Origin of the sequence: Stackebrandtia albiflava, assembly GCF_007994225.1 — a bacterium.
Lineage (GTDB): Bacteria > Actinomycetota > Actinomycetes > Mycobacteriales > Micromonosporaceae > Stackebrandtia > Stackebrandtia albiflava.
This window is the reverse complement of record NZ_VLLL01000006.1, coordinates 314,527-326,587: the sequence shown is the minus strand read 5'-3', so window position 1 is coordinate 326,587 and position 12,061 is coordinate 314,527. Positions and strand designations below refer to the sequence as shown.

Below are 12,061 nucleotides of genomic sequence, written 5' to 3'. Positions count from 1 at the left end.
GGGCGTGACGCCCCGTGCGGAGGACCGCCCGGGGCGGTGGTTCACGCCGCGGTGTCGCCGCCGGTCCTCCCGGAGACGTGGAGGACCAGGTCGGCGCCGTGCACGGTAGCCGCCTCCAACGGGAAGTAGCCCTGTTCGGGGACGTGGTCGGTCCGGACGTCGCCGTCGGGGACCGTGCCGGCCGGGAGTATCCCCCAGTCGGTGACCCGGTCCTGCAACGCGGCCTCGACGGTCGCGCCGGGTGGCTCCGCGAGGCCGATGCCGTCGCTGCGGCCCAGACTTCCCGCGACGAACCGGTAAGCGTCGCCGAGCAGGGGTGACAGGATCGCACCCGCGCCGTTCCAGTGCATGTGCATGGGGCCCATGTCCATGTCGCTGACGTTGCGTTGCAGGTGGAGGTTGTGGGCGAACACGAGGGTGCCGCCCCGGGGGCTCTCGATCCGCCGGATGTCGAGGAGGTTCTGCGCCATGAGCGCGTCCCTGGTCGCGCACATCCGGTTCCAGCGTGCGTCCGGGGCGCCGGGGTCGGCGGCGCGCCGGTGGTATCGGAGCAGCCCGATCGCGGCGACGAGGTGGGTCCGGGCGACGGTCCACTCGCGAGGCGACGTCGCCGCGATCAGTTCCGGCGCGCGCGTGTAGAGGTCGGTGAGCATGTCGTCGGCCAGGACGGCCGCCCGTACGGCTTCAGGGGTGGCGCCGGGTGATTCGGCGGCGTCCATGACGGCCTCGGTACGGCTCCACCGTTCGTCGTCGCCGAGGAGGTCCGCGAAATCGACGTCGAAGCCGAGCAGGTGTCGCGCGGGTTCGAGGTGGCGGCGGGGGCTGGGCGCGCTCATGGTCTCCACCGAGGCGTCGAAGCCGTGGAATGCGAGCCGTTCCGCCTCGGGCAGGTGCTCGTTGTGGTCGCGCATCCACACGACCAGGTCGCGGTTGGCCTGCACCGCGCCGAAGCCGTGTGAGAAGCCGTCCCGCATCACCTCGTCGAGGGTTCCGTGTCCTCTACGGACGAAGTCGTCGACGACGAGTGCGGCGGCGCGGTCGGATTCGACGGCCACCGACCGGAAGCCGAGTGCGACGAGTTGCGTGAAGAGGGTGTTGCGGATGCGGCCGAACGCCGGTTCCAGGTGTGTGGGTTCACCGTAGGCGAGCAGTTCACATGACGGGGCCAGGAACTCTTGGATTCTCCGAGTCATGTGTCTGAATCGTATCGTTGAAACGACGGTTGAGACTTCTCGTGGCGTGACGCTGGTGTAGTGGCGGTTGAGTCTCAAACCGTGGTGGAGTCGCGCGACGCGGCTCGGTGGTGTGACGGGTGCCGGCTCGCCCGGCCGGTGGATCGGGCGCGGCCCGCCGGACGCGGTCGGCGGCGGGCGATACCGGGGCGCCACCGGCCCACGACCGGACGACGGCCGGCACCGGGCGGGTGTGCCCGACGTCCGGCCCCGATGCCGCCGTCACGGCGCCGGTTTTCCACAATCCCGGGTTATCCACAGGCCCGGGCTTCCGGGCTGGCGCCACGCCCGGGATGCGATCTAGGCTGAAGCCATAGGGGTGGAGGAGTGGCGGCCCCCGAAGAACACTCAAGGACCGCCCGGCCCGGTCACCGCCGGGCGATGAGGTCCCACCGGTTCCCGTAGTGGTCGCTGAACACCACGACGGTGCCGTACTCCTCTTCGCGGGGTTCGGTGTCGAAGCGGACTCCGGCCGCGGCGTATCGGGCGTGGTCGGTGGCGAAGTCGTCGCTGTAGAGGAAGAAGCCGACCCGGCCGCCAGTCTGGTCGCCGATCCTGGCGCGTTGCGCGTCGCCGTCGGCGCGCGCCAACAGCAACCGGGCGCCGGTCCGCGGGTCCGGTGCGACGACCACCCACCGCTTTCCGCCGCCGAGGTCGGTGTCCTCCACGAGGGTGAACCCCATCGCGGTCACGTAGTGGCCGATCGCGGTGTCGTAGTCGTCGACCAGCACCGTCGTCATTCCGAAGTACGCCATGCTGGTGATCCTGCCGGAACCCTCGGCCGGTCCTCGCACCGGAGACGTGTACAACAATTGCAAGCGTTTTGCTTGCAATTGCTAGCAGCGCGAGTTAGCGTTGACGCATGGCCGAACGAGACATCGGCGGATTCATCCGCGACATGCGCCGAAACGCGAAGGTGTCCCTGCGGCAGCTCGCCGACCAGGCGGGAGTCAGCAATCCGTATCTCAGTCAGATTGAGCGTGGCTTGCGAAAACCCAGTGCCGAAGTGCTCCAACAGATCGCCAACGCCCTGAAGGTCTCCACCCCGCTGATGTACCTGCGGGCGGGACTGCTCAACCAGAAAGACGGGCAGGGGACCCTGGCGGCCATCGCGGCCGACCCGGGCCTCACCACCCGCCAGAAGCAGACCCTGAGCGAGATCTACGAGGCGTTCCGGCGCGAGAACATCCGCAACGAGGGCACCGACCTCGACGACGACATGGAGGCCCCGGTGGTCTTCGACGCCGACGTCGCCGCCGTGGCCGACGACCTGTACGAGGCGGCCGAGGCCGAACAGTACGGCCGCCGGGACGACGACGCCCCCGAACGACCGCAGGCCGTTCCCGAACCGGCCGAACCCGGCCCCACCGAACCCGAACCGGCACCGACGGAACCCGCCGCCCGCGCGGCCGGGCGTCCCGCTCGCACCCGGGCACGCAGGCGCACCGCCGCGCCGACGACGACAGACGATCCGACGGACTAGGCCGTGTGCGGTGAACCCGCGTACGGCGCGTTCCCACGGTGGCGTGGGGAACGGCGCGTTCGCGCGGCGACACGGCCTGAGGCCGTGGTGACCGGGACATCCGGCACCGCGGTTCGGCCGGACGCCGCCGGGCGTGACGAACGAGGCCACCGACCACGGTAATAACGAGCCAAGGAGACGATCACATGGCACAGCGCAAACTCCCGTCACCGTTCTACGCCGCCGCGGGCGCGTCCGAGGTGGTGGTGGAGCAACTGAGGAAACTGCCCGCCGTCGTGGAGGACCTGCGGGACCGCAGCAAGCTGGAGGAGCGGTTCACCGCGGTGTCCACGGTGGTCCGGGAGAACGTGACGCGGGGCGTGGAGACCGTGCGCGGCATGGACGCCACGCGACTGCGGGAGACGGCCACCGAGACCGCCGGCACGCTGGGCGAGCGCGCCCGGACGGCGTCGGAGCGGGCCCGTCTGACGTACCAGGAGTTGGTGGAGCGGGGTGAGCACGTCGCCAACGGCGAGCGCAGCCCGATCAAGGTGATCGCGACCATCGCGCACCGCGACGAGCCGACCGAGGACTACACGGTCTCCGCCGACCCGGTGGAGCCCGCCGCCACGCCCCGGACCGGGACGCGGAAGTCGACGACCCGCAAGGCCGGGACCCGGAAGGCCACGACGACGCGGCGCACGACCGGTCGGTCCTGAGGCACGGCGCCCGCGGTCCTGAGGCGCGTCGCGTCGACGGTTCCGAGGGGCGGTTTCGATCCGAGACACGAGACCGGGCGGCAGCGTGAACCCGCTGCCGCCCGGTCTGTCGTGCGTTCACGTCACAGCATGGAGCCGATCCGGTCCAGCAGGATGTCCGAGCGCACGCCCGAGTTGGGGCAACCGCCGAAGTGGTGCAGTGCGATGACCTCGTGGGTGTCGCGGGACAGCACCGGCGAACCGGACGAACCGAACTCGGTGTCGCAGTAGTAAGAGACGTCGCTGTCGGCGGCGTACCCGTCGAAGGCCGGGTCGTCGACCCGGCAGGCGCCGCCGTCGGCGTCGGACACCATGGCGATCTGGCTGGGTGCTCCGCTGGGATGCTGCGGGATGTACAGCTTCTCGCCCTGACGGGACTTCCGGTCGGAGAGGGTCAGGTGACCGAACTCCTCGATCTTGGCGAAGTCGTCCACTGTGAACAGTGTGTAGTCGTAGGTGAAGTCGGTGTCCAGCACCTCGTCACCGTTGACCTTCACGACGTCGCGGACCTCCTCGCCGCCGCATTCGCGGCACGCGTAGTCGAACCAGACCTCGGTGTCGCGGGCCTGCGCGGTCGTCTCGAAGCAGTGGTTGTTGGTGAGCATCCGGTTGTCCTCGCCGACCCGGAAAGCGGTGCACAGTGTCGTTCCGCCGATCAGCAGCCGCGCCACCGGGGACGCGTTGTCGTAGACCTCGGGCTCGTCGGACTCGTAGCAGACGGCGTCCTGCTGGTCGTCTCCGCCGCAGATGCTCTCGGTGCGGCGGTGGGACTCCCGTTCCTCGGCGAGTTCCGTGTCGGTGAAGCCGCGGGCGACCTTGTCGACCTCCACCCCGTACCGCGACATCACGTCGGAGACGACACCTCCGGCGGTGTGCAACTCCACCACGGCGGTGTCGCCGGTGATGGAGGTGCTCCACCGAGGCGCGTCGGCGGCCTCGATGCGGTGACTCTCCGAACCGTCCGGACTAGACACGGTGATGTAGTCCTCCGGCAGCAGGTCGAGCCGCGAGAAGTGGACCTTGACGTATTTGCTGCCCGGGTAGCGGAGTGTCTGCTCCGCCGACGTGAGGTACGAGAGGGTCTTGCCGACGTCCTCCACCGTACCGATCTCCATGGTGCCGCTCTCCACCGGCTGCTGCGCCTGGCGTACCGGACGGTCCTCCTGTTGGACCGCTTCGGCCACCGGGCCCAGCAGCAGTGGCGTGGCGGCGGCGACCATGCCGATGGCCACCAGCGTGACGGTTCGCCTCATCCTGCCCCCTCCTGTTGCTGATGTTGGCGATTGCGGGGGCGGCGACGAGACCTCCCCGGTAATCAACGAGCCACACAGCGTTTGGCCACGCCCGTGACGTGGCCGGAGTGGAGGGAGAGCCCGACCGGGTGACCCGTCTCGGCCTCAGCGCCGGACGAGGACCTCGGTCAACGGCTTCCGTTCGATGTCGGGCACCCGCGCACCGGGCGCCGGGTAACCGACCGGGATGAGGACGAACGGCCGTTCGTTGGCGGGCCTGCCGCACAGCTCCGCGAGGAACCGCATCGGACTGGGTGTGTGGGTGAGGGTGGCGAGACCGGCCTGGTGGAGGCCGGCCAGCAACAGGCCGACCGCGATGCCGACGGACTCCTTGACGTAGTACGGTCGCGGCTCGCCGTCACCCTTGTGGACCTCGAAGACCACCACCAGCACCGGCGCGGTCTCGAGGAACGGTTTGCTGTCGTCGGTGCCCAGCGGCGCGAGCGCGGCCAGCCATTCGTCACCGGCCCGGCGGCCGTAGAACTCGCGTTCCTCCGCCTCGGCGGCCTCCCGGATGCGCGACTTCAATCCGGGGTCGGTCACCACCACGAACCGCCACGGTTGCACGTTGGCGCCGCTGGGCGCGGTGGCGGCGGCCCGGATCGCCTCGGTGACGATGCGTTCGTCCACGGGCTCGGGCGAGAAGTCCCGCACGGTGCGCCGGGCGGCCATGGTGTCGGCGAACCGTCTCGCGCGCGCCAATCCGTCGTCGGCGGGAATCCCGAACCGGGGTGCCTCGACCGTGCGTATGTCCATCATGGTTACTCCTGTGCGACGGGCGCGGCGGCGTCCGCGACCATCCCGGCCAGTCCGGGCCGGGTCGCCAGCACGAGCAGCGTCTCGCCGCTCCGCAGCCGCCGCGCGGGATCCGGTCTCCACTCTGTCCTACCGGGGCGGCATACGGCGAGAACTCTCACCTGTTCGTCGACGTCTATTTCACTGATCGCCGCACCGTCGAAGATGGAGCCGGCGCCGACGGTGATCTCGCCGACCAGCAACAGCATGCGCCCCAACGGGATGGTGCCCTTGACGTTGCGGTCGGTCATGGCGGCGGCGAACTCGGCGGCGGCGACTCCGGCGACACTGAGGGTGGCCCCGATCCCGAACGTGTCGTGGACCCGGTTCGCCAGGTCGGGTTCGAACAGCCGCAGCACGGTACGCAGTTCGGGCCGCAACCGGCGGGCGTGCAGGGCGGCCTCCAGGTTGACGATGTCGTTGCTGGTGACGGCGACCAGTGAACGGCAGGTCCGGACCTGGGCGTTGTGCAGCGTCTCGGAGTGGCTGGCGTCGCCCAGCACCACCGGGATGCCCTGGCTGCGGGCCGCCTCGACACCGCGGGACCGCCCGTCCCGTTCCACCGCCACGACCGGTACGCCGAGGTTGTGCAGTTGGGTGGCGACCTGGATCCCGACGTTGCCGAGCCCGATGACGATCACGTGGTCGCTCACCGGGCCGCGTAGCCTGCCCTCCTGGGTGGCGATACGCCGGCCCACCATGTTCTCCACTATGGATGCGGTGAACACCGGGACCAGCAGTACTCCCGCGAACGCCACGATGGTGTGGGCGAGTTTCTCCGCCGCCGGGGCCGCCAGGTCGGGGTCGATACCGCCCGCGGCGGCCAGCAGGGCGACGTATCCGGCGGTTATCCAGCTGATGTCGGGCACGCCGGGCCGGTCGTTGTGGAACTGCCAGATCAGCAGGGTGCCCAGCAGGATGACGAGCACGAGCGACACGGTGACGAACCGCAGTTTCCGGTCCAGGATCTCCCGCAGTTCGTCCCAGAACCGGGTCACCAGCCGCCGCACCCGGTGCCGGGTCGTCCGTAGCGCCCGGGGCCGCCGGACCGCCGCCGTGATCGCCAGCCCCGGTTCCCGCTCCGGGCCGGGCAGCAGGACGCCGCGCGACTCGGTGGTGGTGATGGTCCAGCTCGGCCCCGGGATGCGGCGGGCGAGTTCGGCGGTGGTGACGTACAGGGTCCTGTCGGCGATCGGCAGGTACCTCGGCTCGACCTCACCGAGGGCGGCGGCGACGAAGGTCGGTGACGCCATCGAGGCGTCCGACAGCAGGACGCAGTCGCCCAGCAGTCCCTCGATGCGGTTGCCCAGGTTGGTGTTGTAAACCCGCACCACGATCCGGACGTCGGTGATCTCCAGGGCCCGCAACGCGGCGTGGATGTTGCCCACGTCGTCCTGCACCATCAGCGCCAACGCCTTGGCGGTGCCGATCCGCGCGGCGGAGAAGGCGTCCTCGTCCAACCGGTCGTTCTCGACCACTCGGACCGTGGGGACCCTGGAGATCTGCGGGCCGTGGTTGCGGCGACGTGACGGCAACACGACCGTGACGTTCTCACCTCGCCGGTAGACGAGTTCCTCGACGAGCCGGAACGTCATGCCGTCGTCACCACAGACGATCACATGATCACGAAAAGCGTTGCGACGCAGGGAGACCGGAGACACGGCGCGATGGTATCCGGGGCACGCAAGGTGAGGGAAGCCCTACTTTCGGTACAACGTGCCACGATTCGGCGAAACGCGTCCGTCCGGGCCGTGACTCGTTGTAATCATGAGACGACCGGAATCAGCCCACCGGCTGGTGGGCGCGAACAGAAGGGCCGCATTCGACATGAGGACACGCCTGATCCACGCCGTGGGGGCGGTGATCGCCGCGTCCGTCATCGGCGCGGGAGCGGCGGGCACCGCGTTCGCCGCCGAACCCCTTCCCGTCGCGCCGGGAGGACCGGCGCCGTCCGGACTCGACACCCCCTGGTTGCCGCTGCTGGGCGACACGATGCGCCCGCTGTCGGCCGGGGACTTCCCCGCGATCGCGACGACACCCGGTGAACCGTCCGGCCGGATCGAGTCGAGCGCCTCACCGGCCCCGGGCCGCCACCGGGTCGCGCCGGTGTCGTCGGGGATCCGGGCCGACCTGATCGGTTCACGTCCGCTGGGCGGCTCCACGATCGGAGGCGCCCGCGGTGACATCGCCCCGCACCGGGGCGACTACCGGGGCGACCGGGACGCCTGACCGTCCCCGGATACGAGAACCGCCCCGGCGGCGGCCGGGGCGGTCGGTGCGATCGGTCGGGGACTACTCGATGCGGTCGCCGGTGATCGCGTGGAAGACGTGCTCACGGCCCACCTCGGGAACCAGGTGCACCACGTCGCCCAGTCGCGGCATGTTGCGGCCGTCGCAGCGGATCACGAAGCGCTCGGTGCCGTCGCTGTAGACCGCGTGCCCGTAGACGTACGCGTCGGAACCCAGTTCCTCCACCAGGTCCACCTCCACGGCGATGCCGCCGTCGGCCTCGGTGCCGAGCTTGCAGTCCTCCGGGCGGATACCGATGGTGACCTCGGTCTTGCCCTTGTCGAAGTCGCCGGCGGCGGCGATCTCACGACGTTCCCGGCTCAACGGGACGATCACGTCGCCGAACTTGGCGCCGTCCTCGCCCAACGGGACCGTCTTGATGTTCATGGCGGGGGAACCCATGAAACCGGCGACGAACACGTTGGACGGCTTGTCGTACAGGGTGCGGGGCGTGTCGACCTGCTGGAGCAGGCCGTCCTTCATCACGGCGACCCGGTGACCCATCGTCATGGCCTCGACCTGGTCGTGCGTGACGTACACGGTGGTGACGCCGAGCCGCTTCTGCAGGGAGGCGATCTGCGAACGGGTCTGCACTCGCAGCTTCGCGTCGAGGTTCGACAGCGGCTCGTCCATGAGGAACACCTGCGGCTGCCGCACGATGGCGCGGCCCATCGCGACGCGCTGCCGCTGGCCGCCGGAGAGCGCCTTCGGCTTGCGGTCGAGGTAGTCCTCCAGGTCGAGGAGCTTCGCCGCCTCGGCGACCTTCTCACGGATGACGTTCTTGGGGGTGCGGCGCAGCTTCAGCGCGAACGCCATGTTGTCGAACACCGTCATGTGCGGGTACAGCGCGTAGTTCTGGAACACCATCGCGATGTCCCGGGACTTCGGCGGCAGGTTCGACACGTCGGTGTCGTTGATGAAGATCGACCCCTCGTCGACCTCCTCCAGGCCCGCGAGCATCCGCAGGCTGGTGGACTTTCCGCAGCCGGACGGGCCGACAAGGACCAGGAACTCACCGTCGGTGATCTCCAGGTCGAGTTTGTCCACGGCGGGCTTCTTCGTGCCCGGGTAGATGCGAGAGGCACCCTTATAGGTGACGGTAGCCATGTGCGTGTCCTTCCACCGGCAGGAACGTGCCGGACGATCCGAGTAGAAAGCACCGGGGCCGAGGGACGGCCGAGGGGCTGGCTGACACCGTAACCGGGTTCACCATCGATGCCAAGTTCCCGGTGGCCGGCCGGACCGGTTTGTTACCGAATCAAGATCAAACCCGGCCGGCCCACTTGACCGGGGAAGACGCGACCACCCCGACGCGACCACCGGGACCGCCCGCCCGGGTGCCGGACGGTCGCGGGCGCGGTGAGAGCCGTCATGGCGAGCTGGTGGACCACTCCACGCACGTCGGGCGCTCCCCGGTGTCGAGCCATTCCAGGAGCGCGGCGAGTAGGTCGGCCTGCGTGACGGCGATGTCGGCGGCGGGGATGGTGCGGCTGGTGTGCCCGGTGTCGTCGACCTCCATGCCCGTGGCCGGGGACGGTGGCGGTTCCGGGCTGCGCGCCGGTACGCCTCGCCAGGCCAGGTATGCGCCCTCGACGTCGGGCCAGCGGGCGTAGTGGATCACCGGGGGGAACTCGCCCTTGGTCCCGAGTGCGCACAGCGCTACCGTGTTGCCACCCCACTGCCACTGGTGGTCCTCCACCAGGTCCTCGATGTCCTCGATGTAGGAGATGTCGCGCGAGAATTCTCCGGCGACCCACATGGACACCGTCCGGCATGGCGTGTCGGTCATCATGACGTGTTCCTCCTTCGTGATCCGAAGATCCGGTATCCGCCGGGCCGACCGTCGCAGCGGGGGGGACGTCGACGGCCGGCCCCGGGGGGGTGCCCCGGGTGGGGCGGCTACCGGGTGCGGCGCCGTGGTGTCGGGCGCGGCGGGATGACGTGCCAGCTCTGCGTCGCCTCGCAGTAGCCGATGCGGGGTGCGGGACCGGTGTGGAGGATCCCCCAGCCGTTGCGGATCCGGATGGCATCACCCCGGGTCTCCAAATGTGCGTTGTGGATCGTGCAGACCTTCCCGCCGAGGTCGTCAAGTCGGATCGGTAGCCGGGTCACCGGTCCTCCTCCGCAGCGACCAGGACATAACCCTGAAACGGCACACAACCGGTGCCGTCGCACTGCGGGCACGGCTGCGGGTCCTCGGCGTCCAGCGACTCGGTGCCGTCGTCGCGGGCTGTTGCGGTGACCGTGCGGGCCGCATCGCAACCGGGGCACCTGGTGTAGGCCGTCATGACCCGGCCTCCGATGCTGACCGGTGCCGCGCCGCCGCCCGGTACACCTCGACAGCCGCCGCCTCCACACGGGCGTACCAGTCGGCGGACTGTCCGAGCCACGCCGCGCCCCACGACGCCGCCACCGACTCACCGACAACGCTGATCGTGCACGCGAGGATGCGGTGATCACCCTGAATGGAGTACAGGCGCACGGTGTGCGGCGCGACGCTCGACACGACCTCGAACACCCCGCCGGCGAGCGCGAACCGCCCGAGTTCCACGTTCACTCCCACCACCGCCGCGTCTTCACGGTCTCGCACGGCCACTCACCACCACACGCCCGACACACCTCACCCCGGATCACATCCGGAAAATGCGGCCGAACATCACCATGCGAAATCGGCTCAGCCACACGATGCGGCTTCACCGCACCGTCCACACGTACCCCGTCTCCGTCGTCCATGGAGCCCTCCAAGCAAAGTGGATGTCCCGAGAAGCCGGGCGGGATGCAGCCGCACCCGGCTCCGTTTCACATGGGGACCTCCGGCCGGGCAACTTGTGGGCTGAACCGATGGGAGGCGACCCCATGTGACGACCGTAAACGCACGTTGCGGCTAGATGGAAGAGGCGCAGTGCTGTCCGTTTCGGACAGTGCCACACGGTCAGGTCCGATACGGGCATGTCCGTCATGGGGTCCCCCGATGCGGACACCGTGTGGCCTGCAACACTCGTTACATGACGAACGGTAGTCCCACCGTTGCGCGTCGGGCGCTTGGAACGACGCTGCGAAATCATCGGGAAGCTTTGGGCATCAGCCGGTCGGCGGCCGGATTGCACATCGGATACGCGCACCAGACGATTCAACGGATCGAAGAAGGCGTGCAAGCGACACGCCCTCACCAGGTTCAGGGCCTTTGCGACCTCTACGGCGTTCCACCAGCGCAGCGCGCCGAGCTCGAACGATGGGCGAAAGAGGGCGCGAAACGGGGATGGTGGGAGCAGTACCGGGAGGGTGTCCCGCCGGAGACCCGCGCGTTCGTCGAGGCCGAGGCCGAGATGGCCACGTTGCAATCCCTCGAACTGGAACACATACCTGGGCTGCTACAGACCGACGATTACCTCCAAGCCGTGCAGGCAGCACTTCTACCGATGCCCCCTGAGCGAGTCAAGGCGATCCGGTGGTTGCGCCACCATCGCCAAGAACGGGTATTCGCACGCACTCCACTGCCGCGCATGACCATGCTCATCGGCCGGTCGGCGCTCTGGTATCTCGACGGCCTCGGCGAGGTCGGCGACCGCCAACGTAAGCGAATCATCGAGGTGTCCCAGATGCCTGGGGCCGACATCCGCGTCATCACTGAGCTGCACCCTGCGATGGTCGGCGCATTCACGATCATCACACCCGGCCCACCGATTCCCGGCCCTCCATTCGTGTTTGTCGATTCGGTCGACGGCGGCCGGTATGAGGAGAAGCGAGACGTAGTGTCCCTGTATGAGCGGACGTTCGCTGCCGCTCTGAAATGCACCATCCCGTTTGAGGAGTACCTGAAATGACGCCCGGAAAGTGGCGCAAGTCAAGCCGCAGTGCCGGTAACGGTGGCAACTGCGTCGAGGCCCGCACCTACAGCGCCCGTAATGCGCTGGTCGATGTGCGGGACAGCAAGGCCCCGGAACTCGGGAGCCTCGCCGTCGACCGTGCAGAGTTCATCGCCCTGCTGCGCTCGGTGGGATAACAGCGCACCGACAATCGTTGTGCACACACCGCCCCGGCCGACGACACGGCCGGGGCGGCTCATCGCCGACACACCTGGCCGGCATTTGGTAGATCGACTCCCGGATCGGTTGGCACTTCGGCTTGGTCGGCCGCCGAGCGTCACGTGGCACTGGAACTCACCGACGCCATGCGGTCGGCGCGAGCCGTGACCTACCTGAAGCGGCTACAGCGGGAACTGTCCGCATACGA

At 69.1% G+C, this 12,061-nt stretch carries 15 protein-coding genes; 5 read left to right on the top strand and 10 right to left on the bottom strand.

What is annotated here, in order from left to right; all coding sequences use genetic code 11:
• Positions 1-41 precede the first annotated feature (41 nt).
• Complete coding sequence (locus LX16_RS12280) at positions 42-1,193, bottom strand: erythromycin esterase family protein (RefSeq protein WP_147138338.1); 1,152 nt, start codon at positions 1,191-1,193, stop codon at positions 42-44.
• 407 nt (positions 1,194-1,600) lie between these two features.
• Positions 1,601-1,987, bottom strand: a complete 387-nt coding sequence (locus LX16_RS12275) for a VOC family protein (RefSeq protein WP_147140714.1) — start codon at positions 1,985-1,987, stop codon at positions 1,601-1,603.
• 107 nt (positions 1,988-2,094) lie between these two features.
• On the opposite strand from LX16_RS12275, the gene LX16_RS12270 reads away from it, so the two are divergent.
• Both LX16_RS12270 and LX16_RS12265 read left to right on the top strand, forming a co-directional pair.
• The gene (locus LX16_RS12270) at positions 2,095-2,715 is read left to right on the top strand and encodes a helix-turn-helix domain-containing protein (protein WP_147138335.1); all 621 of its coding nucleotides are present in this window, start codon (positions 2,095-2,097) and stop codon (positions 2,713-2,715) included.
• Between the two features lie 185 nt (positions 2,716-2,900).
• The gene (locus LX16_RS12265; RefSeq protein WP_147138333.1) at positions 2,901-3,413 is read left to right on the top strand and encodes a hypothetical protein; all 513 of its coding nucleotides are present in this window, start codon (positions 2,901-2,903) and stop codon (positions 3,411-3,413) included.
• Between the two features lie 122 nt (positions 3,414-3,535).
• Here the strand turns inward: LX16_RS12265 and LX16_RS12260 are convergent, their stop codons facing one another.
• The 3 genes from LX16_RS12260 to LX16_RS12250 form a co-directional block, all read right to left on the bottom strand.
• The gene (locus LX16_RS12260) at positions 3,536-4,705 is read right to left on the bottom strand and encodes a trypsin-like serine peptidase (RefSeq protein ID WP_147138331.1); all 1,170 of its coding nucleotides are present in this window, start codon (positions 4,703-4,705) and stop codon (positions 3,536-3,538) included.
• A gap of 144 nt (positions 4,706-4,849) precedes the next feature.
• Positions 4,850-5,503, bottom strand: a complete 654-nt coding sequence (locus tag LX16_RS12255) for a nitroreductase family protein (RefSeq protein ID WP_147138330.1) — start codon at positions 5,501-5,503, stop codon at positions 4,850-4,852.
• A 2-nt stretch (positions 5,504-5,505) separates the two neighbouring features.
• Positions 5,506-7,200, bottom strand: coding sequence for an NAD-binding protein (locus tag LX16_RS12250; protein ID WP_147138328.1), 1,695 nt, complete (start codon positions 7,198-7,200; stop codon positions 5,506-5,508).
• A gap of 166 nt (positions 7,201-7,366) precedes the next feature.
• Between LX16_RS12250 and LX16_RS12245 the strand changes: the two genes are divergently transcribed.
• Positions 7,367-7,768, top strand: coding sequence for a hypothetical protein (locus LX16_RS12245; protein WP_147138326.1), 402 nt, complete (start codon positions 7,367-7,369; stop codon positions 7,766-7,768).
• A gap of 63 nt (positions 7,769-7,831) precedes the next feature.
• Here LX16_RS12245 and LX16_RS12240 read toward each other — a convergent pair whose 3' ends face one another.
• From LX16_RS12240 to LX16_RS12220, 5 genes are all read right to left on the bottom strand, one after another.
• On the bottom strand, positions 7,832-8,935 hold the full coding sequence (locus LX16_RS12240) for an ABC transporter ATP-binding protein (RefSeq protein ID WP_147138324.1): 1,104 nt from the start codon (positions 8,933-8,935) through the stop codon (positions 7,832-7,834).
• A 262-nt stretch (positions 8,936-9,197) separates the two neighbouring features.
• Positions 9,198-9,617, bottom strand: a complete 420-nt coding sequence (locus LX16_RS12235) for an Imm1 family immunity protein (protein WP_158645573.1) — start codon at positions 9,615-9,617, stop codon at positions 9,198-9,200.
• Positions 9,618-9,727: 110 nt separating this feature from the next.
• Positions 9,728-9,940 carry a hypothetical protein gene (locus LX16_RS12230; protein ID WP_147138320.1) on the bottom strand — a complete coding sequence of 71 codons (213 nt, stop codon included), beginning with the start codon at positions 9,938-9,940 and terminating at the stop codon, positions 9,728-9,730.
• Complete coding sequence (locus LX16_RS12225) at positions 9,937-10,116, bottom strand: hypothetical protein (protein WP_147138317.1); 180 nt, start codon at positions 10,114-10,116, stop codon at positions 9,937-9,939. Before LX16_RS12225 ends, LX16_RS12230 begins: the two co-directional genes overlap by 4 nt.
• On the bottom strand, positions 10,113-10,418 hold the full coding sequence (locus tag LX16_RS12220; RefSeq protein ID WP_147138314.1) for a hypothetical protein: 306 nt from the start codon (positions 10,416-10,418) through the stop codon (positions 10,113-10,115). The genes LX16_RS12225 and LX16_RS12220 overlap by 4 nt, the downstream gene beginning before the upstream one ends.
• Positions 10,419-10,833: 415 nt before the next feature.
• On the opposite strand from LX16_RS12220, the gene LX16_RS12215 reads away from it, so the two are divergent.
• Both LX16_RS12215 and LX16_RS12210 read left to right on the top strand, forming a co-directional pair.
• The gene (locus LX16_RS12215; RefSeq protein ID WP_158645572.1) at positions 10,834-11,652 is read left to right on the top strand and encodes a Scr1 family TA system antitoxin-like transcriptional regulator; all 819 of its coding nucleotides are present in this window, start codon (positions 10,834-10,836) and stop codon (positions 11,650-11,652) included.
• Entirely contained in the window at positions 11,649-11,831 is a 183-nt protein-coding gene (locus tag LX16_RS12210) for a DUF397 domain-containing protein (RefSeq protein WP_147138309.1), read from the top strand. Before LX16_RS12215 ends, LX16_RS12210 begins: the two co-directional genes overlap by 4 nt.
• The last annotated feature ends 230 nt before the right edge of the window (positions 11,832-12,061 follow it).